The organism is Pseudomonas sp. WS 5412 (assembly GCF_012985615.1).
Classification (GTDB): Bacteria; Pseudomonadota; Gammaproteobacteria; order Pseudomonadales; family Pseudomonadaceae; genus Aquipseudomonas; species Aquipseudomonas shahriarae.
The window spans coordinates 103,139-129,858 of the sequence record NZ_JAARMB010000004.1 but is presented as its reverse complement, the minus strand read 5'-3'; the positions used below and the strand labels follow the sequence as shown (position 1 = coordinate 129,858).

18 protein-coding genes are annotated in these 26,720 nt (G+C 62.0%); 6 read left to right on the top strand and 12 right to left on the bottom strand.

The annotated features are described in order from the left end of the window. The first annotated feature begins 49 nt into the window (after nt 1–49). Nucleotides 50–2,161, top strand: a complete 2,112-nt coding sequence (locus tag HBR94_RS07615; protein ID WP_170044463.1) for a TonB-dependent receptor — start codon at nt 50–52, stop codon at nt 2,159–2,161. A 151-nt stretch (nt 2,162–2,312) separates the two neighbouring features. On the opposite strand, the gene HBR94_RS07610 is transcribed toward HBR94_RS07615, so the two are convergent. The 9 genes from HBR94_RS07610 to glnE form a co-directional block, all read right to left on the bottom strand. Then, nucleotides 2,313–2,624 (bottom strand): hypothetical protein, encoded by a 312-nt coding sequence (locus tag HBR94_RS07610; protein WP_157717210.1) that lies wholly within the window; start codon nt 2,622–2,624, stop codon nt 2,313–2,315. 209 nt (nt 2,625–2,833) lie between these two features. Next, on the bottom strand, nt 2,834–4,285 hold the full coding sequence (locus tag HBR94_RS07605) for a lipopolysaccharide kinase InaA family protein (RefSeq protein ID WP_170044462.1): 1,452 nt from the start codon (nt 4,283–4,285) through the stop codon (nt 2,834–2,836). Further along, nucleotides 4,285–5,037 carry a lipopolysaccharide kinase InaA family protein gene (locus tag HBR94_RS07600; RefSeq protein WP_057958120.1) on the bottom strand — a complete coding sequence of 251 codons (753 nt, stop codon included), beginning with the start codon at nt 5,035–5,037 and terminating at the stop codon, nt 4,285–4,287. The genes HBR94_RS07605 and HBR94_RS07600 overlap by 1 nt, the downstream gene beginning before the upstream one ends. Then, nucleotides 5,034–5,768 carry a lipopolysaccharide kinase InaA family protein gene (locus tag HBR94_RS07595; protein WP_170044461.1) on the bottom strand — a complete coding sequence of 245 codons (735 nt, stop codon included), beginning with the start codon at nt 5,766–5,768 and terminating at the stop codon, nt 5,034–5,036. The genes HBR94_RS07600 and HBR94_RS07595 overlap by 4 nt, the downstream gene beginning before the upstream one ends. Continuing rightward, nucleotides 5,768–6,574 (bottom strand): lipopolysaccharide core heptose(I) kinase RfaP, encoded by an 807-nt coding sequence (gene rfaP, locus HBR94_RS07590; protein WP_057958118.1) that lies wholly within the window; start codon nt 6,572–6,574, stop codon nt 5,768–5,770. The genes HBR94_RS07595 and rfaP overlap by 1 nt, the downstream gene beginning before the upstream one ends. Next, nucleotides 6,574–7,695: a glycosyltransferase family 4 protein gene (locus HBR94_RS07585; protein ID WP_170044460.1), complete on the bottom strand. Its 1,122-nt coding sequence runs from the start codon at nt 7,693–7,695 to the stop codon at nt 6,574–6,576. Before HBR94_RS07585 ends, rfaP begins: the two co-directional genes overlap by 1 nt. After that, nucleotides 7,695–8,756, bottom strand: a complete 1,062-nt coding sequence (gene waaC / locus HBR94_RS07580; RefSeq protein ID WP_115127230.1) for a lipopolysaccharide heptosyltransferase I — start codon at nt 8,754–8,756, stop codon at nt 7,695–7,697. Before waaC ends, HBR94_RS07585 begins: the two co-directional genes overlap by 1 nt. A 1-nt stretch (nt 8,757) precedes the next feature. Continuing rightward, nucleotides 8,758–9,792: a lipopolysaccharide heptosyltransferase II gene (waaF, locus tag HBR94_RS07575; RefSeq protein ID WP_115127229.1), complete on the bottom strand. Its 1,035-nt coding sequence runs from the start codon at nt 9,790–9,792 to the stop codon at nt 8,758–8,760. A gap of 198 nt (nt 9,793–9,990) precedes the next feature. Then, nucleotides 9,991–12,930: a bifunctional [glutamate--ammonia ligase]-adenylyl-L-tyrosine phosphorylase/[glutamate--ammonia-ligase] adenylyltransferase gene (gene glnE, locus HBR94_RS07570; protein ID WP_170044459.1), complete on the bottom strand. Its 2,940-nt coding sequence runs from the start codon at nt 12,928–12,930 to the stop codon at nt 9,991–9,993. 383 nt (nt 12,931–13,313) lie between these two features. On the opposite strand from glnE, the gene aceE reads away from it, so the two are divergent. From aceE to msrA, 4 genes are all read left to right on the top strand, one after another. Further along, the gene (gene aceE, locus HBR94_RS07565; RefSeq protein ID WP_057958114.1) at nt 13,314–15,959 is read left to right on the top strand and encodes a pyruvate dehydrogenase (acetyl-transferring), homodimeric type; all 2,646 of its coding nucleotides are present in this window, start codon (nt 13,314–13,316) and stop codon (nt 15,957–15,959) included. A gap of 11 nt (nt 15,960–15,970) precedes the next feature. After that, nucleotides 15,971–17,623 carry a dihydrolipoyllysine-residue acetyltransferase gene (gene aceF / locus HBR94_RS07560; protein WP_169959902.1) on the top strand — a complete coding sequence of 551 codons (1,653 nt, stop codon included), beginning with the start codon at nt 15,971–15,973 and terminating at the stop codon, nt 17,621–17,623. 314 nt (nt 17,624–17,937) lie between these two features. Continuing rightward, nucleotides 17,938–20,628 carry a GGDEF and EAL domain-containing protein gene (locus HBR94_RS07555; RefSeq protein ID WP_115127226.1) on the top strand — a complete coding sequence of 897 codons (2,691 nt, stop codon included), beginning with the start codon at nt 17,938–17,940 and terminating at the stop codon, nt 20,626–20,628. Nucleotides 20,629–20,695: 67 nt separating this feature from the next. Continuing rightward, entirely contained in the window at nt 20,696–21,343 is a 648-nt protein-coding gene (gene msrA / locus HBR94_RS07550) for a peptide-methionine (S)-S-oxide reductase MsrA (protein ID WP_057444633.1), read from the top strand. A gap of 96 nt (nt 21,344–21,439) precedes the next feature. On the opposite strand, the gene rlmJ is transcribed toward msrA, so the two are convergent. Further along, nucleotides 21,440–22,276, bottom strand: coding sequence for a 23S rRNA (adenine(2030)-N(6))-methyltransferase RlmJ (rlmJ, locus tag HBR94_RS07545; protein WP_057958111.1), 837 nt, complete (start codon nt 22,274–22,276; stop codon nt 21,440–21,442). Nucleotides 22,277–22,528: 252 nt separating this feature from the next. Between rlmJ and HBR94_RS07540 the strand changes: the two genes are divergently transcribed. After that, nucleotides 22,529–23,797: an aminotransferase class V-fold PLP-dependent enzyme gene (locus HBR94_RS07540; RefSeq protein WP_057437305.1), complete on the top strand. Its 1,269-nt coding sequence runs from the start codon at nt 22,529–22,531 to the stop codon at nt 23,795–23,797. Nucleotide 23,798: 1 nt separating this feature from the next. Here HBR94_RS07540 and HBR94_RS07535 read toward each other — a convergent pair whose 3' ends face one another. Both HBR94_RS07535 and HBR94_RS07530 read right to left on the bottom strand, forming a co-directional pair. Then, on the bottom strand, nt 23,799–24,512 hold the full coding sequence (locus HBR94_RS07535) for a DUF4123 domain-containing protein (RefSeq protein ID WP_170044458.1): 714 nt from the start codon (nt 24,510–24,512) through the stop codon (nt 23,799–23,801). Then, complete coding sequence (locus HBR94_RS07530; RefSeq protein WP_170044457.1) at nt 24,509–26,545, bottom strand: type VI secretion system tip protein VgrG; 2,037 nt, start codon at nt 26,543–26,545, stop codon at nt 24,509–24,511. The genes HBR94_RS07535 and HBR94_RS07530 overlap by 4 nt, the downstream gene beginning before the upstream one ends. Between the last annotated feature and the right edge of the window lie 175 nt (nt 26,546–26,720).

Genomic DNA, 26,720 nt, shown 5'->3' with positions numbered 1-26,720 from the left:
CGCCCTTTTTTCCGCGCCGGCGCTGCGCGTCATGGAAGTTGGTTCGCTCATGAAAGTTGTTGCTCCCACCTGTTTTGCGATGTTGCTCCCCAGCCTGCTGGGCCTGCAGCAAACGGCCCTGGCCGAAGAGGCCCCACTGATTCTCGACCCCAGTGTGGTGACGGGCTCGCGTAGTGCCAGCCGCAGTTTCGACCTGCCCTACTCGGTGGACAGCATCAGCCGTGAGCAGATCAGCGACGGCCAGCTGGGCATCAATGCCTCGGAAGCCCTGTCCCGCGTGCCGGGGCTGGTGGTGCAGAACCGCCAGAACTATGCCCAGGACCTGCAAATTTCCTCCCGTGGCTTTGGCGCGCGCTCGGCGTTTGGCGTACGCGGGATCAAACTGATTGCCGATGGCATCCCCGCCAGCACCCCGGACGGCCAGGGCCAGGCCGCCACCTTCAACCTCGACACCGCCGACCGCATCGAAGTCCTGCGCGGCCCGGCCGCCACCCTGTATGGCAGCAACGCCGGCGGGGTGATCCAGATGTTCTCGCGCAACGGCGAAGGCCCACCCCGTATCGGCGCCGAAACCCTGGTCGGCAGCGATGGCCTGAACAAGCATCACCTCAGCGCCGAGGGCGCGGTGCAGGGCGCCGGTTTTGTCCTCGATGCCTCACGCATGGACACCGACGGCTACCGCGACCACAGCAGCGCCCGCCGCGACCAGACCTTCGCCAAGCTCAACCTCGAGCCCGATGACGACAGCAAGCTGGCCCTGATCTACAGCAGCCTGGAGCAGAACGGCACCCAGGACCCGCTGGGGCAGACCTGGGCAGGCTACAAGGCCGACCCGCGCTCGGTGAGCAGCAATGCCCTGGCGTACAACACACGCAAGAGCATTGATCACCAACAGGTAGGGATGAATTACGAGCGGTACATTGGCGATGCGACATTGCAGGTGAATGCCTACACCGGGCGCAGGAGTGTGATTCAGTATTTGTCGATTCCAAAGTTCACGGTGAACGGGGGGCTTAACCCGGCCAACGAACGCGGCGGCGGCGTCGTGCAATTCGACCGCAAGTTCTACGGCGGCGGCGTGCGCTGGATGCAGCCCATCGACAACGTGCCGGGCGAATTGATGATCATCACCGGCCTGGACTTCGACCAGAGCGAAGACAGCCGCCACGGCTACCAGAACTACAGCGGCAACACCCTCGGCGTGAAAGGCGAATTACGCCGCAATGAAATCGACACCGCCCGCAGCCTTGACCCGTATATCCAGGCCAACTGGGCCATCGACCGCTGGACCCTGCAAGCCGGGCTGCGCCACAGCACCATGGAAATGGACGTCGATGACCAGTTCCTGAGCAATGGCGATGCCAGTGGCAACAAGACCTACCAGAAGAACACGCCGTCGATGAGCGTGATGTACGCGTTTACCCCTGAGCTGCACGGCTATGTCAGCGCTGGCAAGGGCTTCGAAACGCCGACCCAAGCCGAAATGGCCTACGCCCCGGGCGCCATCGAAGGTTTCAACTTTGGCCTGAAGCCGTCAGAAAGCACTCAATATGAAGTGGGTTTGAAGGCGCAGGTGAACAACAGCACGCGGGTCAATGCCGCTGTGTTCCAGATCACCACCGAGGATGAGCTGGTAGTCGCACAGTCCAATGGCGGACGCACCAGCTACCAAAACGCCGGCCGCACCCTGCGCCGTGGCTTTGAACTGGGTATCGAAAGCCAACTGAGCGAACAGTGGAGCGCCAACCTCGCCTACACCCGCCTGCAAGCCACCTACGACAGCAACTTCAGCAACAGCGGCAAAACCGTGGAGAAGGGCAACTACCTACCCGGCGTCCCACAGACCACGCTCTTTGCCGAACTGAACTGGAAACCACGGGACTGGGTCAGCACCGCCGTCGAAGGCATGTACCGCAGCAAGATCTATGTCGAAGACACCAACCAGAAACAAGCGGCACCGGCTTACAGCGTTTTCAACTGGCGTGCACGCTTTGAACAGAAAGTCGAACACTGGACCTTTCACCAGACCCTGCGCCTGGACAACCTGCTGGATCGCCAGTACATCGGTTCGGTGATTGTCGGCGATGGCAACGATCGTTATTACGAAGCCGCGCCCGGCAGGTCGTGGTATGCGGGCGCAGGAGCCCAGTACAGCTTTTGAGTGATAAAAACCAATGGGCAAATAACATTGCCCATTTGGCTCCCACATTAATAACAGAAACTTCCTATAACCCGACCCCTACACTTTGAAAAAGTACCCACCAAAATTACAAAGAACCACAAACAAAAATACCCACTCAACTTTTAAGCAATCATCCATCAGCTTTTAATTGCCACTCCCCATTGGCTCCGTAAACCAGTTCATGATCTATGGGCTCTCGATAGGGATCACCAAAGTTCACATAACCGCCATCACCTTTGCCATTAGAGGCGGTTGGCTGCCATTCCTGGGTATCGGCGTTAAAAAATTCGGCGTCATCACCAGCGGTTGTGTCCTTTGGATTGCGCACACCCGACTGCACTTTATCTATTGGGCTCGTTGGATTCACCGGATCTATCGGCTTATTTTTACCGGCCAGATCACTGTAAAAAGAAAACGGATGAAAGCCTGTTATCGAAGTCATTTGCACACTCCCGGAATTAACATTTCGACTACTCAATAAACATCTATATAAGATATTCCTATCAAGCGTCGATACAACCTATTAACCCCAACAAACAATGTCCAGAGCACTACTTAATCAAAATATTAAGTAATGCCCCTTGCCTTCGAAAACACTGTGATTTCCCAGACCTGAAGAAATCGCTACGACTTATGACGGCCTCACGCGGATCACCCAACTAACTCACTCACCTTGGGCAAGCGCTGATCAATCACGCGATACAAAGCACTATCAGCCGGCCAGTTGCGCATAAACCGCGCACGGTCCTTGGCAAACGCCGGTGCGAAGCTGCTCAGCGAGCCATGCTGACACATCGAATCCAGATCAATCAGCACCCAACGCCCTCCTTGCCAGAACAGGTTGCGCCCCTTGAAGTCGCCATGGCTGATCCGCTCGCGAATCAGCTCGCCAAACAGGCGATCCAGGGCCAGCAGTTCAGGCTCGGGCACCTCGCCGCTGTCCACGTAAGGGGTCAGGTGTTCGATCAGGTCGGGCCCGGACAAGTGCTCGGTGACCAGATAAGCCCGGCTGCGCAGCCAGAAAAAGCGTCGCTCCAGAAGCGCCAGGGGCTTGGGCGTGGCAATCCCCAGGAATGTCAGGCGGTTGCCTTCGCTCCAGGCGTGCCAGGCGCGACTGGGCCTCCAGAAGCGCCTGAGCCAGTGTGTAAAACCCTTGATGTTGTAGCGTTTGATCACCAGCGCTCGACCCGCAGCATCAACCCCGGCCACCGTGGCCGAGGCGCCGGCCTTGTACATTTGGCCCTGGTCGACAAGCCTATCGACGTTTGCCAGTACCGGCAGCAGGGTGGCTTCTTCTTCACGCCGGATGGCGCGCAGCCCAAAGGCCCCGCGCACTACGCTGAACAAGGTGCACTCACGGCCGATCTTGCCCATGAAGTCTTTCAGGCGCCAGGCGCGCACTTTGCGCACCTGTTTTTGCAAGGCTTCCAGGGGCAACGCGTGCTCGCCGTTGCTTAACAGGTAGTGCACCAGTAATTCTTCGGTAAACGGTTCGAGGTCGCTCGGTAACTGGGCAAAAAACACCCCGAGGTTTTCCAGCACCCGGTTACGTGACAGGGGTTTACCCGCCTGTTCGACGCAGATGCCCCCCCCGTCGATCAAATACAGCTTGTCAGCCTGACGCATCAGGTTGTCCAGGTGCAGATCTTCCTGCCACAAACCCTTGGCGTGCATCTGGGCAATCGCACCCAGCGCTTCGGCCAGTACCGCCTGTTGCTCATCGGCCAAGGGCGGCAAGGCTTCGACTGCCGCCCAGGCGTCGGCCAGGCTTTGGGCCCCTTCCAGAAACTCGAACAGCAGCCAGCCACCCTCACCGTCTTGCAGGCCGTCGGCGAGCAACAGCGGGGTGGTGAGGCCTTGCTCGGCGAGCAGGCGCACGCCCTGGAGTTCGCGCTGGAAATGTCGCGCGGCGTTGCTACCCACCAGCAACTTGGCCAGCACCGGCCGGCCACGCCAGATGGCCGCGCCCACATAACGCTGGCCGGGCAACACCCGCAACAGGCTCAGCAGTTGCAACTGCCCAGGGCCCGCTGCATCCGCCAACTCAATACTCAAGGGCAACGTGGGCGTACGCCCGGCGTTTTTGAGCTCAGACAACCGCATCAGCGGGCCTCCTTGTGACTGCGCCGCCCCGCCAGGTACTGCGCCCAGGTATCCACCAGCGAACTGTCCTCCGGCTGGTCGAGGTAGGCCGCCAGGAATTGCCGCACCTGCGCAGATGTCCATGCGCCGGCACGGCGCAGCAATGGCTCAAGGTCTTTGACCCGGTCACGCCGGCCCAGCAACAGCGGCCGGGTTTTTTCCAGGTCGATCAACTGCGCCGCGTAACCGTCGCCGGTGGCCTGCAGGAAGATATGTTTAGGGTAAAAACAGCCATGCACCTGGCCGACGCCATGGAGCTTGCGCGCCAATTGGCCGCAAGCCACGAGGATCGCGTGGTGCTGGGCGGCACTCAGGGCCGGCCACTGCTCAAGCAATGAGTCCAGGTCATTCCAGCCATCCAACGCGCGGGTCAGCAGCAAGGCGCGGTATTCGCCGGCAACCTTGCGCTCGCCATAAAAGGCGGCCTGCAAGGCCGGGATCGCCTTCTGCCGATAGCGGCTGATATTGCGAAACTCACGGGCAAAGGTCGGCTCGCCAAAGGGCCGATGCAGGGTGCGCGTCAGGTAGTTGCTCTGGCGCTTGAGGTAAAAGCCACGGCCTTCCAGTTCCAGCCGGAACACACTGCTCCAGCCGCCGCGACTGGTGTTGGGCTCATCCACTGCGTCCAGTTGCCTGGCCCACAGCGCGTCGAAGTCAGCCAGGCCATTGCGCTCCAGCAAGGCCCGGTCTTCAGTTGCCAGGAAGTCATTCATTCGCGTCCCTCGAAAAACTTCAGCACATGGCGAATCCGCTGTTTATCCGACGTATTCAGGTGCTTGCGCCGACAATATTGCATGTAGAAGCGTAGGCGCTGGGTGGCCGACAAGTGGTATTTGGCAACCTTGTCCAGGCACGCCAGGTCCTTGGTGATCCGGTACTTGAGCCAGAACCCGCGCCAGAAGTCGCCGTTGGGGCAGTCGATCAGGTACAGGGTTTGCTGGTCGTCGATCAACAGGTTGCGCCACTTCAAATCGTTGTGGGTAAACCGGTGGTCGTGCATGGTCCGGGTGTATTCGGCGAGCTGGCGGCTGACCTTGTCGACCCATACCGGGTCGGACAATTGCGGATCCTTGCGTTCGGCCAGGGCCGCCAGGTCTTCGGTGCGGGGCAACTCGCGGGTGATCATCGCCCCACGATCATAGGCCAGGCCCTTGCGCTCCAGGCCCCAGGCCACGACTTTGGCCGTGGGAATGCCCCACTTGGCGAAGCGCTTGAGGTTCTGCCATTCGGACTTGACCCGTGGTTTGCCCAGGTAACGCCGCAACCCCTTGCCGGCGCCGGTGTAGCGCTTGACGTAATAGTTGACCCCGCCGCGCTGCACACGAATGACTTCGGACAGCGGATCACGGGTCAGCCGCTCGCCTTGCAGGGTAAACACCGCATCGAGGCTACCAAAATCGTCCACAAGCTCCGAGTAAGCAGGTTCCAGGTTCCAACCCGCCATCAGAGCGCACCTCCGTACCGGACTTTACGGTCATAGAGCTTGCTGGCCTTGCGCTCCAGCCACTGCAGCAACGCACCTTCCTCGGCCAGGATCTGGCGCAGGGGTTGCTGGAAGTAGCCTTTGAGGAAGCGCAACTTGTCGCGGCGGGTCAGGCCGATATCCAGGATCGAGAAATACAGGGCCGCCAAGTCCTTGTTGCGCCAGCGCTGACTGATGCGCGGGCGCACTTGGGCACGGTGCAGGTCGATCACCGACAGCTTGAAGTCATCGGCCGTCACCGGTTTGTCGGTGTGCAGCAGGAAGTGGCAGATGTAGCAGTCACGATGGTTGACGCCAGCGCGATGCATCATCCCGGTCATACGGGCCACTTCGGCAATCAGCGCGCGCTTGAGACGCGGCTCGGGTGGCTGCTTGAGCCAGTCCATGCTCAAGTCTTCCAGGCTGATGGTCGGCGCCAGCTCTTGGGTGACAATAAAGGAATGCTGGTCGGCCGGGTTGGCGCCGCGCTCGCCGTAAGCCACGGCGGTCATGGTCGGTACGCCCACTTCGTGCAGGCGCTGAATTGCCTGCCACTCCTGCCCGGCACCCAGCACCGGCAGTTTGGCGGTGAACAGGTTCTTGAAAATTTCACCCCAGCCGATACCACGGTGGATTTTCACAAAGTAGCCGCGTCCATCCACCTCGGTGCGCAAGGTGCGACGGGCTTCCAGTTCACGGTAAACCTCACCCTCCAACAGCTCGACTTCGGCGAACGCATCGCGCCCGGCCCAAAGGCTCTTGAACGGTTCGGCAAGAATCAACTTCATCAGTGTTGCTCCGCCAGAATTACATCCGCAGCGTGCTGCGGCATGCTATAGAGGTCGGCCGTCTCGGCGAAGGCCAGACCATTGCGGCTCCAGGCCGCACGTTGCTGCTGATCACTGAGCATCCCGGCCAGGTACTGGTTGAGCTGGGCCTGTTCGAAAGGCTCGTCCAGCACACGCCCGCAATCAGCTTCGCTGATGTAATGGGCATAACCACACACCGCTGTGACCAGTACCGGCAACCCGGCCACCAGGGCTTCGAGCAGCACGGTCCCGGTGTTTTCGTTGTACGCCGGGTGAATCAACAGGTCGGCGCCCAGCAGGAAACGCGGGATATCACTGCGCCCCTTGAGGAACTGCACATTGTCGCCCAGGCCCAGGGTAGCACTCTGCAATTGGAATACTTTGGGGTCGTCCTGGCCAATTACAAACAGGCGGGTGCGCTTCTTCAGGTCTGGCGGCAGTGCGGCCAGCGCCTTGAGGCTGCGGTCCACGCCCTTGGTCTTGAAGCCCGAACCGATCTGCACCAGCAGCAGATCGTCGTCCGCGAGGTTGAATTCGGCACGGAAGCCGGCGCGGACCTCGGCCGCATTCGGCGGCGCCCGACGGTCCTGGGCGATGCCCGGTGGCAGCAGGTGGAAGCGCGCCAGCGGTGTGTCGTAGTGTTTGATAAACAGCGGCTGCTGGACCTCGGAGATCATCAGCACTTGAGTCTTGGCCTCCTTGGCAAACACCGCGCGCTCGTACTCGGCAAAGTGCCGGTAGCGGCCAAAGCTGCGATACAGCGAATGCCGCAGGTTCTGCGCCTTGTCCTCAAAACAGCCGTCTGCCGCGTAGTACACATCCAGGCCGGGCATTTTGTTGAAGCCGATCAAGCGGTCCACCGGGCGTTTGGCCAGGTCGGCCTGCATCCAGGCGGTCAACTTCTCGTTGCGCCGATGGTTGAAGAACGCCTTGACCGGCGCCACCAGCACTTCAAAACCGGGCGGCACGTCGCCTTCCCAGATCAAGGTGTACACACGAATCTGGTGGCCGCGCTGCTGGCACTCCAAGGCGATGCGCATGAAGTCGCGCTGCAAGCCACCAAAGGGGAAATATTTGTACAGTACAAATGCCAGTTGCATCAGTGCAGCTCCTCAGCCAATAACAACGTGCTCAGTCGGCTGGCCACACGCTCAGGGTTCAGGCGAGTAAAGCACAGTGGCCACTCGCGCTTGAGATCAAACCGGCGCTGGTCTTCAGCGGTCGGTTGGTAGGTGCATTTCTTTTGCAGGCAGGGCGCGCAGGGGAAATCGCTGCCCAGATGAATCTGCGCCTTGCCATAGGCACCGGTCAGGCCCGGGTTGGTCGGGCCGAACAGGGAGATCGTCGGCACATCCAGCGCGGCGGCCAGGTGCCCGAGGCCGGTATCCACCGCCACACAGGCCCTGGCGCCGGCCAATACCCGCGCCACACCGGCCAGGTTCAGCTTGGGCAAGACTTCGGCATTGGCCAAGCCCTGGGCCAGGCGTTCGGCGCGGGCTTTTTCGGCGGCATTGCCCCACGGCAGTTTCACATCCACTCCCAGGCTGCCCATGCGCTCGGCCAGCTCGCGCCAGTAGGCTTCGGGCCAGTGCTTGGTGTCCCAGGTGGTGCCGTGCAGCAGCAGCACAAAAGGTTTCTTCGGCGGCAGGCCGAGCAGTTTCTCAGTGCTCAGGCCGTAATCCCCAAGGCCTTTGGGCAGGTCATAGCCCAGGGCCACGGCGAACAGCTGGCGCAAGCGCTCCACCGCATGCTGGCCACGAGCAACCGCCAGGCGCCGGGAATAGAAACGCGCAGCAATGGGTTCGCGAGCTGAATCTCTGTCAAAGCCCGCCACCGGCGCCCGCACATAGCGGGTCAGCCAGGCGCTTTTAAGCAGGCCCTGGGCGTCGATTACCAGGTCGTATTTAGTCGACTGGATCTGCTTCTTGAAGCGGCGCCACTCGCCACTCTTGAAGGTCTGCCAGAGGTTCTTGCGCCAGCGGCGAATCGCCACGGGGATCACCTTGTCCACCGCAGGGTGCCAGGTGGGGATTTCGGCGAAGCCTTCTTCCACCACCCAGTCAAAGCGAATCCCCGGGATCGCCCGGGCCGCGTCGGTCAATGCCGGCAAGGCGTGGATCACATCGCCCAGGGATGAGGTCTTGATTACCAGTACCCGCAACTCAATGAACCTCGACCACGTTGCCCTGCAAACGCTGCAAGGCTTCGGCTACCGCATCGGGCAGCAACTGGCGCAGGCAATTGTAGTGGCCGAAACGGCAGGTGCGGTCAAAGCACGGGCTGCAATCGAGGCCCAGGCGCACCACTTCGACCTTATCGGCCAATGGCGGGGTAAAGCCCGGCGAGGTGGAGCCGTACACCGCCACCAGCGGGCGGTTCAGCGCGGCGGCCACGTGCATCAGGCCGGAGTCGTTGGACACCACCGAGTCGGCGCAGGACAACAGGTCGATGGCTTCGGCCAATGACGTATCGCCACTGAGATTGACCGCTTCTTCGCGCAGGCCGGGGATCAGGCGCTGGCGGATATCCTCGCCCACCGAGTGATCGTTTTTCGAGCCAAACAGCCAGACTTGCCAGCCTTCGCGGATTTTCAGCTCGGCGACCTTGGCGTAATGCTCCGACGGCCAGCGCTTGGACTCGCCAAACTCGGCGCCTGGGCACAGCGCCAGCACCGGCCGATCGAGGCTCAGGCCGAACTTGGCCAGGGCCGCGTCGCGGGTGACCGGGTCGATGAGCAGGCTCGGCCGTGGATACGGCGTCGGCAACTCGGCATTGGGCGCATAGGCCAGGGCCATGAAGCGCTCGATCATCAGCGGGTAGCGGGCCTTGTCGAGCTTGCGCACGTCATTGAGCAAGCCATAGCGGAACTCACCGCGCCAGCCGGTACGCTTGGGGATGCCGGCGAAGAACGGCACCAGGGCCGACTTCATCGAGTTGGGCAGCAGGATCGCCTGGTCGTACTGGCCGGCCAGAGACTTGCCGATCCGCCGCCGGGTCGCCAGCTCCAGCGCGCCATGGCCGAGCGGGAAGCTCAAGGCCTGCCGTACCTCGGGCATGCGTTCCAGGATCGGCCGGCTCCACTCGGGGGCGAGCACGTCGATTTGGCAGTCGGGATGACGCTGTTTCAGGCACTGGAACAGTGTCTGCGCCATTACCATGTCACCGACCCAACTGGGCCCAACGATCAGAATATTCATGTAGTTTCCACAAACGATTCGGGGAGGCTCATGCCTCCCCGCCTCGATAATTACTGTAGGTCACGGTTTGTGTGGGAGCGGGCTGGCCCGCGATAGCATCACCGCGTGCTGTCAGCCAGACCGCAGCGCCTGCATCGCGGGCCAGCCCGCTTCCACCTAAAGCCGGTCTCCACATTCAATTGGGGTCGCCGTAGTGTTTTAGCTTAACCCCAGTTCTTGCCAGATCCGTTTCACCTGCCGCCGTTCGTCGGCAAACTGATCCCCGGCCACCACACCCGCCTCGTTCTGCAAGGCCTGGCGATGGGCTGCCGAGCGGTAGGCCTTATACACCTCGCGCAACAGGTGGGCATCGGCGGCGGGCATCAGCCCGACCTGCTCCAAGCCTTCCAGGATGCGGATATTGTCGGTATAGCGCAGCAGCAATGGATGTTGCGCAGACCACGCCAAAGCGGCGTATTGCACCATAAATTCAATATCGACGATACCTCCTGCGTCCTGCTTGAGATCGAACAGCGCCGTGGGCTCGAAGGCATTCGCCGCGGTGCCGGCTGCGGTCGACTTGGTGCCCAGGTTGTCACGCATCTTGGTGCGCATCTCGCTGACCTCCTGGCGCAGCTTCGCCAGGTCCTGCGTGCGCCCCAGTACCCGCGCCCGTACGGCCTCAAACGCCCGGCCCACGTCCTGGCTGCCGACCAGCACCCGCGCGCGCACCAGGGCTTGATGCTCCCAGGTCCAGGCCTCGTTTTCCTGATAACGGGCAAATGCCCCCAGGGAGCTGACCAGCAGGCCGGATGCGCCAGAAGGTCGCAGGCGCATATCCACTTCGTACAATTGCCCGGAGTTGGTCTGGGTGGTCAGCAGGTGAATGATGCGCTGACCCAGGCGGGTAAAGAACTGCGCGCCATCAATCGGCTTGGCGCCGTCGGTTTCGGCCTGGGGGTCACCGTCGTGGATAAACACCAGGTCCAGGTCCGAGCCATGCCCCAGTTCGATACCGCCGACCTTGCCATAACCGACGATGATAAATCCGGGGTCGCACAAGGTACCGTCCAGGCGTTGCGGCGTACCGTGGCGGGCCACGGTCTGGCGCCAGGCCAGGGCCAGCACCTGCTCCAGAATCGCCTCGGCGAGCCAGGTCAGGTAGTCGCTGACCTTCATCAGCGGCAGGCTGCCAGCGATTTCCGAGGCCGCGACCCGCAACCGGTGCGCCAGCTTGAAGTGGCGCAGGGCTTCCATTTGCTGCTCAAGGTCATCCTCAGGGATGCGTGTGAGGCGCTCGCGCAGTTCGGCGGCCAGTTCCGGCGCCAAGGGCGGTTTGAACAGGCGGCCTTCGTTGAGCAATTCGTCCAGCAGCAGCGGGAAGCGGGTGATCTGCTCGGCAATCCACGGGCTGGCGGCGCACAGGGTCAACAACCGACGCAAGGCGTCAGGGTTTTCCGTCAACAGCACCAGATAAGCAGAACGCCGCGCGACGGCCTCTACCAACGGCAGCACACGCTCCAGCACCAGGTCCGGGTCGGCATGTTCGACAGCCTGGGCCAGCAGGCGCGGGATAAACGCATCCAGACGCTCACGCCCCAGGCGCTGCATCGCGCGCAATTGCGGGCTGCCGCGCAGGCTGGCCAAGGCTTTCAGGGCCTTGGGCGCGTCGGCAAAGCCGCCTTCGGCCAATTGGCGACAGGCGGCCTCCTCATTTTGGGATTCTTCCCACAAGGGCAGCCACTCGCCACCCACCACCAATTCGCTTTCCACCCCCTCCTCTTCGTCCGGATCGGCAATCACCTGGCGGAAATGCCAGTCCACCCGGCCACGCCAATACATCAACTGTTCATGGAACGCCGTCCAGTTGGCAAAACCCAACATAAAGGCAATGCGCGCCTGGTCCTCATCCGTGTTGGGCAGCATTTGCGTCTGGCGATCGGCAATGGCCTGGATCGCATGCTCGGTGTAGCGCAGGAACTCATAGCCAGCACGCAACTCGGCAATCACCGCCGGCGGCAGGTAGCCCTGGCCTTCCAGGGTGCCCAGCACCTTCAGCAGCGGCCGTTGTTGCAGGCTGAGGTCGCGGCCACCGTGAATCAGCTGGAACGCCTGGGCGATAAACTCCACTTCGCGGATGCCGCCAGCCCCCAGCTTGATGTTGTCGGCCATGCCCTTGCGCCGCACTTCCTGCTGGATCAACTGCTTCATGGTGCGCAGCGCTTCGATCGCAGAAAAGTCCAGGTAACGCCGATAGACAAATGGGCGCAACAGGTCGAGCAGTTGCGCGCCGGCCACCTGGTCGCCGGCCACCACCCGCGCCTTGATCATCGCGTAGCGTTCCCAGTCGCGGCCCTGGTCCTGGTAGTACTGCTCCAATGCGTTGAAGCTCAACACCAGCGCCCCGGCGGAGCCGTAGGGCCGCAGGCGCATGTCGACCCGGAACACAAAGCCGTCGACAGTCATCGGGTCCAGGGCCTTGATCAGCTTCTGGCCCAGACGGATAAAGAACTCCTGGTTGTCGAGGGCCCGCTTGGCGCCCACGGTCTCGCCGCCTTCGGGGTAGGCGAAGATCAGGTCGATGTCCGACGACAGGTTCAGTTCCACCGCTCCCAGCTTGCCCATGCCGAGGATGACCATCTGCTGCGGCTCGCCGCTGCGCCCGCCGATGGGGGTGCCGAATTGCGCGCAGTGGCGCTGGTACAGCCACTGGTAAGCCTGGTCGATGCTGGCGTCGGCCATGTCCGACAGGTCGCGGCAGGTCTGTACCAAGTCCGCCTGTCGGGTCAGGTCGCGCCAGATGATCCGCACTTGCTGGCGGGTGCGCTGGCGACGCAGCACACGCCCCAGCTCATCTTCTGTTTCAGCCTGTTGCACGGCTGCGGCAATCTGCCCACACAGTTCATCAGGCGCAAAGCCGCGGTCCAGCTCGCCCCAGGCCACCAGCTCAAGCAACATCAAAGGGTCACGAACACTCTGTTCAATCACAAAATCGCTGGCGGCACATACCCGGGCGAAGTCGGCCCAACGTTGCGGCGTCCACGCAGACAGGCCATGATCGGCATCCAGCATGGCCGCCGCGTCACGAAATGACTGCTCGGCCCGGTTGGCAAATGGCAACAGAACGGCTGGGAGTTCAACCAGCGTTGGAAGGCTCATGGTCTATCCTTGATCGGCGCGTGAATGGCGAGTGGCTGTGAACGCAAGAACCACGCTCGATGAAGGACTGTCGAACAAAAGTTAGAAATAGCTGAAAAATCATTAATTTTGGCAGGCAACATTAAACTTCTACCTTTTCTTGTTCGCAAAAGATCAACAATAACGATTATGCTCACCAGCCAGACCGAGCAACCACCTCGGTCTTGTGTAGTTTTACTACTCGTATATACATTCGAAAGGCTGAAATGGCCGACGATTTGTAGTAAAACTACAGGACGCCGAAGCAACCTTCGGCCATCCAAGAATTTATGTCGTCTGCCCACAAGGCCAGTCGCAAACTTCAGGCAACCGATTCTGGTAGCCTTTCCGCCCTGGAGCAAGCCATGCAAGACCTCGATCCCGTCGAAACCCAGGAATGGCTGGACGCCCTGGAATCGGTTCTCGACAAAGAAGGCGAAGACCGTGCTCACTACCTGATGACCCGTATGGGCGAACTCGCGACCCGCAGCGGCTCGCAACTGCCCTACGCCATCACCACGCCATACCGCAACACCATCCCCGTTACCCACGAAGCACGCATGCCTGGCGACCTGTTCATGGAACGCCGCATTCGCTCGCTGGTACGCTGGAACGCGATGGCGATGGTTATGCGCACGAACTTGAAAGATTCTGACCTGGGCGGTCACATCTCCAGCTTCGCTTCCAGCGCAACCCTGTATGACATTGGCTTCAACTACTTCTTCCAGGCCCCGACCGAAGAACACGGCGGCGACCTGATCTACTTCCAGGGTCACACCTCGCCAGGCGTCTACGCCCGCGCGTTCATGGAAGGTCGCATCACCGAAGACCAGATGAACAACTTCCGCCAGGAAGTCGACGGTGGCGGCCTGTCGTCGTACCCGCACCCTTGGCTGATGCCTGACTTCTGGCAGTTCCCGACCGTATCCATGGGTCTGGGCCCGATCCAGGCGATCTACCAGGCACGTTTCATGAAGTACCTGGAAGCCCGTGGCTTCATCCCGGAAGGCAAGCAGAAGGTCTGGTGTTTCCTGGGCGACGGCGAGTGCGACGAGCCGGAATCCCTGGGCGCCATCTCCCTGGCCGGCCGCGAGAAGCTGGACAACCTGATCTTCGTCATCAACTGCAACCTGCAGCGCCTCGACGGCCCGGTTCGCGGCAACGGCAAGATCATCCAGGAACTCGAAGGCGTGTTCCGCGGTGCCCAGTGGAACGTAACCAAAGTCATCTGGGGCCGTTTCTGGGACCCACTGCTGGCCAAGGACGTCGACGGTATCCTGCAACGCCGCATGGACGAAGTCATCGACGGCGAGTACCAGAACTACAAAGCCAAAGACGGCGCGTTCGTACGTGAACACTTCTTCAACACGCCTGAACTCAAGGCGATGGTTGCCGACCTGTCCGACGACGAGATCTGGAAACTCAACCGTGGCGGCCACGACCCGTACAAGGTCTACGCGGCGTACCACGAAGCGGTCAACCACAAAGAACAACCGACCGTCATCCTGGCCAAGACCATCAAGGGTTATGGCACCGGTGCCGGCGAAGCGAAGAACACTGCCCACAACACCAAGAAAGTCGATGTCGACAGCCTGAAGTTGTTCCGCGACCGCTTCGACATTCCGGTCAAGGACGAAGAGCTGGAGAACCTGCCGTTCTTCAAGCCCGAGCCAAACAGCGCCGAAGCCCGCTACCTCAGCGAGCGTCGCACTGCACTGGGCGGTTTCGTGCCACAGCGCCGGGCACAGAGCTTCAGCGTACCGACGCCGGACCTCAGCACCCTCAAGGCAATCCTTGACGGTTCGGGCGACCGTGAAATCTCCACCACCATGGCCTTCGTGCGGATCCTCGCGCAACTGGTCAAGGACAAGGAAATCGGCCCGCGCATCGTCCCGATCATCCCGGACGAAGCCCGTACCTTTGGTATGGAAGGCATGTTCCGCCAGTTGGGCATCTACTCCTCCGTCGGCCAGCTCTACGAGCCAGTCGATAAAGACCAGGTGATGTTCTACAAGGAAGACAAGAAGGGCCAGATCCTCGAAGAAGGCATCAACGAAGCGGGCGCCATGAGCTCCTTCATCGCTGCCGGTACTTCGTACTCCAGCCACAACCAGCCGATGCTGCCGTTCTACATCTTCTACTCGATGTTCGGCTTCCAGCGCATTGGCGACCTGGCTTGGGCAGCAGGCGACAGCCGTACCCGTGGTTTCCTGATCGGAGGTACCGCCGGGCGCACCACGCTGAACGGCGAAGGCCTGCAACACGAAGACGGTCACAGCCACATCCTGGCTGCCACCATCCCGAACTGCCGCACCTTTGATCCAACCTACGGCTACGAGCTGGCGGTGATCATCCAGGACGGCATGAAGAAGATGACCGAAGAGCAGCAGGACGTTTTCTACTACATCACCGTGATGAACGAGTCCTACCAGCAACCAGCCATGCCGGCCGGTGTTGAAGAAGGCATCATCAAGGGCATGTACCTGCTCGAAGAAGACACCAAGGAAGCGGCACACCACGTGCAACTGATGGGCTCCGGCACCATCCTGCGCGAAGTGCGTGAAGCGGCGAAGATCCTGCGTGAAGAGTTCAACGTCGGCGCTGATGTGTGGAGCGTTACCAGCTTCAACGAACTGCGTCGCGACGGCCTGGCCGTAGAGCGCAGCAACCGCCTGCACCCAGGCCAGAAGCCTGCGCTGAGCTACGTCGAAGAGTGCCTGGCTGGCCGTAAGGGTCCGGTTATCGCCTCTACCGACTACATGAAACTGTTTGCTGAACAAATTCGCCAGTGGGTCCCGTCCAAGGAATTCAAAGTCCTGGGCACCGATGGTTTCGGCCGCAGTGACAGCCGCAAGAAGCTGCGTCACTTCTTCGAAGTCGACCGTCACTTTGTGGTGTTGGCAGCCCTGGAAGCCTTGGCTGACCGTGGTGAGATCGAACCCAAGGTGGTGGCTGACGCCATCGTCAAGTTCGGGATCAACCCGGAAAAACGCAACCCACTGGACTGCTGAGGAGACTTTTTGTGAGCGAACTCATTCGCGTACCTGACATCGGCAGCGGTGAAGGTGAAGTAATCGAGCTGTTTGTAAAGGTCGGCGACACCGTCGAAGCCGACCAGAGCATCCTGACCCTGGAATCGGACAAGGCGAGCATGGAAATCCCTGCTCCCAAGGCCGGCGTGGTCAAGAGCCTGAAAGTGAAGCTGGGCGACCGCCTGAAAGAAGGCGACGAACTGCTGGAGCTGGAAATCGAAGGTGCCGCTGATGCGGCCCCGGCGGCGGCGCCTGCTGCCGCTGCTGCACCGGCACCAGCCGCCGAGAAACCTGCTGCTGCCGAGGCTCCTGCTGCCCCGGCCGCAGCTCCGGCCGCAGCCACTGTCCAGGACATTCACGTCCCGGACATCGGCTCGTCGGGCAAGGCCAAGATCATCGAGCTGCTGGTCAAAGTCGGCGACACCGTCGAAGCCGACCAGTCGCTGATCACCCTGGAGTCCGACAAGGCCTCCATGGAAATCCCATCGCCGGCTGCCGGCGTAGTGGAAAGCATCGCGGTCAAGCTCGAAGACGAAGTCGGCACTGGTGACTTCATCCTCAAGCTGAAAGTACAAGGTGCTGCGCCTGCTGCTGCTCCGGCGCCTGCCGCTGCCGCTGCTGCTCCGGCCGCCAAAGCTGAAGCTGCACCGGCTGCTGCCGCACCGGCTCCTGCGGCAAAAGCCGAGGCCGCACCGGCCCCGGCGGCTGCCCCTGCGCCAAGTGGTGCCAAGGCTCACGCCGGCCCTGCCGTGCGTCAACTGGCCCGTGAATTCGGCGTCGAGCTGAGCGCTGTCAGCCCTACCGGCCCACATGGTCGCGTGCTCAAGGAAGACGTGCAGGTCTACGTCAAGTCCATGATGCAAAAAGCCAAGGAAGCTCCGGCTGCCGGCACTGCTACCGGTGGCTCGGGCATTCCGCCGATCCGCACCGTAGACTTCAGCCGCTTCGGCGAAATCGAAGAAGTGCCGATGACGCGCCTGATGCAAATCGGCGCAGCCGGTCTGCACGCCAGCTGGCTGAACATTCCGCACGTGACTCAGTTCGACCAGGCCGATATCACCGACCTGGAAGCTTTCCGCGTTGCGCAGAAAGCCGTGGCCGAGAAGGCTGGCGTCAAGCTGACCGTGCTGCCACTGCTGCTCAAGGCCTGCGCGCACCTGCTCAAGGAGCTGCCGGACTTCAACAGTTCGCTGGCACCAAGCGGCAAGGCGATCATTCGCAAGAAATACGTGCACATCGGCTTCGCCGTCGACACCCCGGATGGCCTGCTGGTACCGGTCATCAAGAACGTCGACCAGAAGAGCCTGCTGCAACTGGCTGCCGAAGCGGCTGCACTGGCTGCCAAGGCCCGCGACAAGAAGCTGACTCCGGACGATATGCAAGGTGCCTGCTTCACCATCTCCAGCCTCGGGCACATTGGCGGCACTGGCTTCACGCCAATCGTCAACGCGCCGGAAGTGGCGATCCTCGGTGTTTCCAAGGCCACTATCCAGCCTGTGTGGGACGGCAAGGCCTTCCAGCCGAAGCTGATGCTGCCACTGTCGCTGTCCTACGATCACCGCGTGATCAATGGCGCGGCCGCTGCACGCTTCACCCAGCGCCTGAGCCAGTTGCTGAACGACATCCGCACCATCCTGCTGTAAACGGCAGCGGCCTCCCCTTCACCGGGGAGGCCTGGCTGCAACGATTTCCGAGCGCCACGCTCGTACCTCAACCCCGCCAATTTGGCGGGGCTTTTTTTGCCCGCCTCAACTGCCCAAGCGCCTACAAAGGCCACGCAGGATAACCGTCCATCATTGCGACTGTAGAAATCCGCTGCGCGGCCGATAACCCACTTATAGCACTTAGCCTTCATCCTCTCTTGTCAGTCCGTGCTGCATGATGCAACCTTGCTGCAGACAGCAACAAAGAGGGCGATAGCCCGGCGCGATGCGCATTTTTCCAAGCGAGCTCCCCCATGAAAAGCCAACCCGATGTCGCCCGAACGGCGGCCGAGGTCGTGACGCAATTACCGGTGCCTTCGCGCCTCGGTATGCTGCGTTTCGAGCGGCTGAATGAGGCCAGCTGGGCGCTGCTGTACCTTGACCCCAATTGTGAACGACAATTCGGCTTGCCCGCCGTAGAGCTGTGCTCGCTGATCGGCTCGCCCTACGCCAGCCTGATGGAGCCCCAGGCACGCTACCAGTTGCATGACGCGATCCAGCAGCAACTGACTGCCAGCCCCCACTACCTGGTGCGCTACACCTTGCACACCAACGACGGCCAGTTGAGCCTGCTGGAGGTCGGCGAGGCCTACAAGCAACACAATCGCCACCTGCTACGCGGCTACCTGATGGTGGTAGACGGCTTGTTCAGCAACCTGGCGCCGATGCCCACCGCCGACCTGGAGGACCAGAACAGCCGCCTGCAGATAGCCCTGGAGCTCAACCAGCGTGCACAACAGGAACAGTTGCAGCACCTGGAGCGGGTGCGCGCCCAGCAGGAGCTGATCCTGCTGCTGGCCCGCCAGCGCTACAGCACCAACAATTCCCTGCAAGAAGCCGCCGAACTGATCACCCGCAGTGCCTGCGATATCTACCAGATCGACTGCGCCAGTATCTGGAACCTCGAAGGCCAGCAACTGGTGCCGATTTCCGCTTTTCTCCGCGCCGACCAACAGCACCATCTGCCCTTGCCGATTGATGCCAGCGGCTTCCCGGACTACCTGGAAGCCCTGCACAGCAGCCGCGCCATCGACGCCGGCAATGCCCTGCGCGATCCGCGCACCCGGGACATGGCCGAAAGCCTGCGCCCTCTGGAAGTCCACGCCATGCTCGACGCCAGTATCCGCGTGGATGGCCAGGTGGTGGGCGTGCTGTGCCTGGAGCAAAGCACTTGCACCCGGGATTGGCTGTCCGATGAAATTGCCTTTGCCGGTGAATTGGCCGACCAGTTTGCCCAGGTCATCAACAACCACAACCGTCGCACCGCCACCAGCGCCCTGCACCTGTTCCAGCGCGCCGTGGAGCAAAGTGCCAACGCCTTCCTGCTGGTCAATTGCGACGGCGTGGTGGAGTACGTCAACCCCAGCTTTACCGCAATCACCCAGTACAGCACCGAAGAAGTCCACGGCCATCGCCTGGCCCAGTTGCCGGCCCTGGAGAACCTCAGCGAACTGCTGTTCGACGCGCCCTCCAGCCTGGCCCAAAGCAACAGCTGGCAGGGCGAGTTCAAGAGCCGGCGCAAAAACCTCGAACCGTACTGGGGCCAGCTGTCGATTTCCAAAGTGTATGGCGACAACCGCGAACTGACCCACTACATCGGCATCTACGAAGACATCACCCAGGCCAAGCTGGCCCAGCAGCGTATCGAGCGCCTGGCCTACACCGACAACCTGACCAACCTGGGCAACCGCCCGGCGTTTATCCGCAACCTCGACGAACGCTTCGCCCGCGACAGCGACGCGCCCATCAGCCTGTTGCTGGTGGATATCGACAACTTCAAGCGGATCAACGACAGCCTCGGCCATCAGACCGGCGACAAGTTGCTGATCAGCCTGGCCCGGCGCCTGCGCAACAGCCTCAATGCCGGCGGCAGCCTGGCGCGTTTTGCCAGTAACGAATTTGCGGTGCTGCTCGACAACGCCGACCTTGAAGTCGGCCAGCAAATGGCCTGCCAGTTGTTGATGACCCTCGACAAACCGATGTTCGTCGACAACCAGTTGATCAGCGTCACCGGCTCCGTGGGCCTGGCCTGCGCCCCGCTGCATGGCCGCGACCCCCAGACCCTGATGCGCAACGCCGGCCTGGCGCTGCACAAGGCCAAGGCCAACGGCAAGCACCAGGTGCAGGTGTTTACCGAAACCCTGAATGCCGAGGCCAGTTACAAACTGTTCGTGGAAAACAATCTGCGCCGCGCCCTGACCCAGAACGAGCTGGACGTGTTCTACCAGCCCAAGCTGTGCCTGCGCAGCGGGCGCCTGCTCGGCATGGAGGCGCTGTTGCGCTGGAACCACCCGGAAAAGGGCATGATCCGTCCGGACCAGTTCATCAGCGTCGCCGAAGAGACCGGCCTGATCATCCCCATCGGCAAATGGATCGCGCGCCAGGCCTGCCGCATGAGCAAGCAGTTGAGCGCCGCGGGCATGGGCAACTTGCAGGTGGCGATCAACCTGTCGCCCAAGCAGTTTTCCGACCCGGACCTGGTGGCCTCCATCGCCAGCATCCTCAAGGAAGAACAGCTACCGGCCAACCTGCTGGAGCTGGAGCTGACCGAGGGCCTGCTGCTGGAAGCCACCGAGGACACGCGCCTGCAACTGGATCAGTTGAAGAGTTTCGGCCTGACCCTGGCCATGGATGATTTCGGCACCGGCTACTCGTCCCTGAGTTACCTGAAGAAATTCCCCATCGACATCATCAAGATCGACCGCAGCTTTATCCATGAAATCCCGGACAACCAGGACGACATGGAAATCACCTCGGCGGTGATCGCCATGGCGCACAACCTCAAGCTCAAGGTGGTCGCCGAAGGCATCGAGACTGCCGAGCAACTGGCGTTCCTGCGCCGCCATCGCTGCGACGTCGGCCAGGGCTACCTGTTCGACCGGCCAATCCCCGGCTCCGAGCTGCTGGACAGGCTCAAACGCTATCCGCGCGGGCCAATCGCCTGACAGCGCTGTAACACTCGGGCACACTGGTGGTCTGAACTGTTAACTCAACCTGACGAGAGGACTGATCATGGTCTTGCGCTCGGAAATCCTGGTGAATAAAAACGTGCTGCCTACTGCCGAACAAGCCTTGCCTGGTCGTGAAACCCCGATGAACCTGCCCGAGACGCACTTCGTCAACGGCAACCCGCTGCTGGGCCCGTTTATGGACGATGTGGGGTTTGCGATTTTTGGCCTCGGCTGTTTCTGGGGCGCAGAACGCAAATTCTGGCAGCGCGACGGCGTGGTCAGCACCGTGGTCGGCTACGCCGGCGGCTTCACACCAAACCCGACCTACGAAGAAGTCTGCTCGGGCCTGACCGGCCATAGCGAAGTGGTGCTGGTGGTGTATGACCAGGCCAAGCTCAAGTACGAAGACCTGCTGAAGATGTTCTGGGAACTGCACAACCCAACCCAGGGCATGCGCCAGGGCAATGACATTGGCAGCCAGTATCGCTCGGTGATCTACGCGACCACGCCTGAGCAACTGGAGGCTGCGAAGGCCAGTGCACAGGCCTATCAGGAAGAACTGACCAAGGCCGGCCTGGGCGAGATCACCACGGAAATCGACGAGGCGCCCACGGTGTACTTCGCCGAGGCCTATCACCAGCAGTACCTGGCGAAGAATCCCCAGGGTTATTGCGGGATCGGCGGTACTGGCGTGACCTGCCCGATCTGACGTCAAAAGCATCGCGGGCAAGCCCGCTTCCACATGGGATCACATAACCATATGGGAGCGGGCTTGCCCGCGATAGCACTCTAAAGAGTGATGCCGTTACTCGGCGATCAGCCAATCCATCTGCCACCCACCCTGAGTCTGCCCCAGTTTCTTCGACAGCCACGGCAGCAGCTCACGCAACTCCTCCTCCAGCCCCCACGGCGGGTTGGCAATCGCCAGGCCCGAGCCGGTCAGGGTGTTGGGGGTATCCAGCGGATGCACCAGCAACTCCACGCGCAGCAGCTTTGGCGCGCCGGTGCCCGCCAGGTCCTGGTAGAAGCGGCGCAACATGCGCTGGTCCTTGACCGGGTACCAGATCGCGGCGACCGTCTGGCGCATGCGGCCCACGGCTTCCTTGAGGGAGGCGGCGCAACGCTGCATCTCGTCGAGTTGCTCGAACGGCGGGTCAATCAGCATCAGCGCGCGCTTTTCCGGCACCGGCAGCAAGGCCCGTGGCACGTGCCAGCCTTCGCCCAGATGGACCTTCACACGGCGGTCGCCCTTCATGTTGTCCTTGAGCAACACGCCGTCTTCAGGGTGTTTTTCGTTGAGCAGCACGCGGTCCTGGGGGCGCGTCAGGCGCCGCGCCAGCTCTGGCGAACCGGGGTAATAGCGCAATTGGCCATCCGGGTTCATCTCGTGCAGCACCCGCATGTAGTCAGCGGTCAGCGCCGGCAGGTCCGCCTCGCCCCACAGGCGGGCAATGCCTTCCAGGTATTCACCGGTGCGGTTGGCCTGGTCGCCTTGCAGGTCGTACAGACCAATCCCGGCGTGGGTGTCGAGATAGGCAAACGGCTGTTCCTTGCGCGACATCAGGGCGATGAGGCGGGTCAAGGTCAGGTGTTTGAAGACATCGGCGTGGTTGCCGGCGTGAAAGGCGTGACGATAATTCATGGTTGCTCCTGCGCAGGGGGCGAAGTTTACCTTTTACGCGGGCAAAGGTGCAGGGCTGCATGCCGGGCGGTGCTTATGTCGCAAATGTAGGAACAGCAGCGAAAACGTTCTAGCGAGTTATGTGCGAGCGGGCTTGCCCGCGATGCAGGCGACGCGGTATTACCCGTACTCTGCGCTGATGCCATCGCAGGCAAGCCAGCTCCTACCTTATCCGGGGCTGCCCCATGCAATCCAGGGAGGTCAGTATCCACCATGAAAGACGCCACAATCGCATTGCACCACGGCTTCAAATCGGACCCGACCACCAAGGCGGTCGCCGTGCCGATCTACCAGAACGTCGCCTTCGAGTTCGATAACGCCCAGCATGGCGCCGATCTGTTCAACCTCGACGTACCCGGCAATATCTACACGCGGATCATGAACCCCACCAACGACGTGCTGGAACAGCGCATGGCCGCACTGGAAGGCGGGATCGCGGCCCTGGCCGTGTCGGCGGGCAGCGCGGCCATTCACTATGCCATCCAGGCCCTGACCCGTGCCGGCGACAATATCGTCTCCACCCCACAGCTGTACGGCGGCACCTACACCCTGTTCGCCCACCTGCTGCCGAGCTTCGGCGTTGATGTGCGCTTCGCCCGCAATGACTCGGCCGAGGCCATCGCCGAGCTGATCGACGACAACACCAAGCTGGTGTACTGCGAGAGCATCGGCAACCCGGCAGGCAATATCGTCGACCTGCAGGCCCTGGCCGACGTCGCCCATGCCCGCGGCGTACCGCTGATGGTGGATAACACCGTCGCCACGCCGATCCTGTGCAAGCCGATCCAGTTTGGCGCGGATATCGTCGTGCATTCCCTGACCAAGTATGTCGGCGGCCACGGCAACTCCCTGGGCGGGGTGATTGTCGACAGCGGCACCTTCCCCTGGACCGACTACCCGCAGAAATTCCCCGGCCTCAACCAACCCGAGCCGGCCTACCATGGCGTGGTGTACAGCGAGAAATTCGGCCCGGCAGCCTTTATTGCCCGTGCCCGCACCGTGCCGCTGCGCAACACAGGTGCCGCCCTGGCCCCGATGAACGCCTTCCTCCTGCTGCAAGGCCTGGAAACCCTGGCCTTGCGCATGGAGCGCCACACCGAGAACGCGTTGAAAGTCGCACAGTTCCTGCAGGCCCACGAGCAGGTGGAATGGGTCAGCTACGCCGGCCTGCCGGATCACCCGCACCATCACCTGGCGCAAAAGTACATGCAGGGCAAACCCTCGGCGATCCTGTCCTTCGGCCTGAAGGGCGGCTATGCCGCCGGGGTGCGCTTCTACGATGCGCTGCAGATCTTCAAGCGCCTGGTGAATATCGGCGACGCCAAGTCCCTGGCCTGCCACCCGGCGTCCACCACCCACCGGCAGATGAACGAGCAGGAGCAGGCCAAGGCCGGCGTACGTCCGGAGATGATCCGCCTGTCGGTGGGCATCGAGGCGATCGAGGACCTGCTCGATGACTTGCAGCAGTCACTGAACGCCTGACTCAACCCCGCTCGCCGGCCAGATAGGCAATCAATGCCTGCTGCCCGGCGTAGGGCGGGCGCACAAAGTACGCGACCTTGTGCTGCAAGGTCGCTGGCGCGAAGGCGTCGTGCACGTCGGGATGCTCCTGGGCCAGCCATTGCAACAGGTTATCCACCAGGGTCACGCTGGACTGTTCGCCAAGCTGCTTGAGTAACGTGGGGGGCACCTCCCACCAGGGACTTTTCCTCGCCACCCCCACTCCCGTGGCCGGCACTTCCTGGAGCTGGCCGTTGATCCAGTAGCGTCGAAATACCGCAAGCACCTCCCCCGCACCAGGCCCCAGCCCTTGCAGGATCGGCAGCAGATAACCACCATCCCAGAAGCGGAAAAACACTTCCTGCCCCTCGGGCAAACGCACCTTGGTCAGGCTGGCGAGATGTTCGACCACCGTGGGCAGCGGGCTGGAGGAAACGGCCAACCAACCCCAATCGGTAGCCGCGCATTCGGCCACCCAGTCGAGAAACCCACTGCTCTCACTGACCAATGCCACATAGGGCATCACCTCAGCCCAGGCGGCGTACTCGCTGCCGGCCCACACCGGGCTCAACGGCCCGCCATCTGCCTGGCGCCAGGCCGCCACCGGCTGACACTCACTGGTACTGGCCAGGATGACAAACAGCTGCTCGCCGTCCTGCAGCGGATCCTGGGCCAGCCACTCACGGGGGGTCATCATCGCAAGCCCCCCACTCGATGCTGCGGAGTGTCGCAGACGCCATTTTTGCAGCGCTCACACTCCTCACAGAACGGCGCACTGCGCTTGAAGCTGAACACCTGTGCGGCACTCAACGGTGCGGCCAACGCCGCCAGCAGGGTTTCCTGAACCCCCGGACGCAGGGGTGATGCCGCCGTGGCAGCCGACGGCACACCGCCCAACTGGATCGGTGTGCTGCTGAAAATCCCCCCGGCCGACAATGTGATCCATTGCCCCCCGGCCTGCAGTGTCAGGCTGGCGCCGCCATCGACCACCATTTGCTGGCCTGCGCCGAGGCTGATCTGCTCGCCCGCCTGCAACGAATAGCGCGCCACTTGCACCTGCTGCTGCCCCGCGATCACCAGGTGATCGTCCTGCTTGAGTTCCGTCAGCCGGTTGCCGTGGGTAATCCGCTGCTCTTCGCCGTGCAACTCGTGGTGCGACTCGCCGCTTACCTGCACATGCCGCTGGTGATCCACCTGCAGGCGCAGATCGTGGAGCACGTGCTGGGTCCAGTCGCGCTGGGCACGCAGGTAGATCTGCTCGGCGCCCTTGCGGTCTTCGATGCGCAGCTCGTTATAGCCACCACCCCCAGGGCTGCTCTGGCTGCGGAAGACGCTGCGAGTCTTGTCCGCCGGCAGGTCGAGGGGCACTGGCGTCGCGCCATTGGCCAGGCAGCCGACCACCAGCGGCATATCGACATCGCCGTTGACGAACCCCACCAGCACTTCCATGCCCACCCGCGGGATCACCACGCTGCCGTAGTGCTCGTGGGCCCAGGCGCTGGCAACCCGCAGCCAGCAGCTGGAGTGTTCGCTGTATTGGCCGTGGCGATCCCAGGCCAGTTGCACCTTGACCCGGCCAAACTCATCGCAATGGATTTCGCTGTCGACCGGCCCGGTGACCACGGCGTTCTGAAAGCCTGCAACCGGCGCCCTCGCCGCAGGCAGCGGCGGGCGAAACGGCACGTCCCAGGGCGTGGCGAAGAAATCGTTGCGGTACCCCTGCTCATCCATCGCGCCGACGGACTCCTCCAGCACTTGCGGTTGCCGGCCCTGGTGGATCACCCGCGTCACCAGCCACAGGCCATTCCATGCCTGGCGCGGATGGTCGGCCAGTGTGAGGAACTGTCCGCTGACCAGCGCCGTCTGGTCGCCCTCGCCGTGGGCTTGCCGCTGGTCGCTGCGATGACGCTCCAGCGCCCGCTGCGCCAGGTGCTTGCCGTGGCTACGGTCGGTGAAGTGCCCAGGGTAGCCCTGGGCCTCCAGCGGCGGTAGCTGCTCGCCGAGGGCGGCGCTTTCCAGCACCAGGCGCGGCTTGTGAAAATCATAGTCGCGCAGGTTGACCCCGGTAGTCCGCGCCTCCAGGCGCACCGTGAAACGCTTGATCACCGGCGCCGCCGCCACCATGCCCGAACCTGGCGCATAGCCCGTCGGCTGGTCTGCCTGGGCAAATACCGTCTGATCATCGCCGAACACCAGCAGATGCCCGTCCGGCCGGTGCTGAAAGTGATAGTGAACCCCCAGTTCGGCGCACAGCCGCTGGATAAATGCCAGGTCGGTTTCATCGAACTGCACGCAGTACTCGCGCTCGGGATAGGTCGCGCCCAGTCGCCACTCAAAGGCATCGCGCTGGATGCCCTGCCCCTCCAGCACCAGGCTGACAATCTGCGGCACCGTCTTGTGCTGGAAAATGCGTTGCCGAGCACTGTGTTGCAGATAGGCCAACTGCGGCACCAGGCTCAATTGATAATGGGTCAGGCGCTGGCCCGAGTCACCTTGCGCGACCCGCTGGATTTGCCCATGGATGCCATGGCCCTGGGCATCAAAGGCGAGAAAGGCCTGGCGGTGCAGGAGGTTTTCCAAATCCAGGTCCGGCTGTTCGCTGACCAACTCAAGATCGAAACGATAGGGCTGGCTGATAGCCTCCTCGCCCCTGAACGCCAGGACCTTGAGGTCACTGGGCTGGCCATCGACGATCAGGCTAAACGCACTTTGATTGGCAGGAGCGAACATCCGGTGTTTCTCTGCAAGTGGAGGGCCTGGGATTCTGCACCAGCCATTTGCCGAGCTGCGTACGCTGCAGGCAATTCAGTTAATCCCTACAACGCAGGCTCCATCGTCGCACCCAAAAAAAACGGCCCGACATCCAGGGATGCGGGCCGCTTTCAGTTCAGCAGGCCATCAAGGC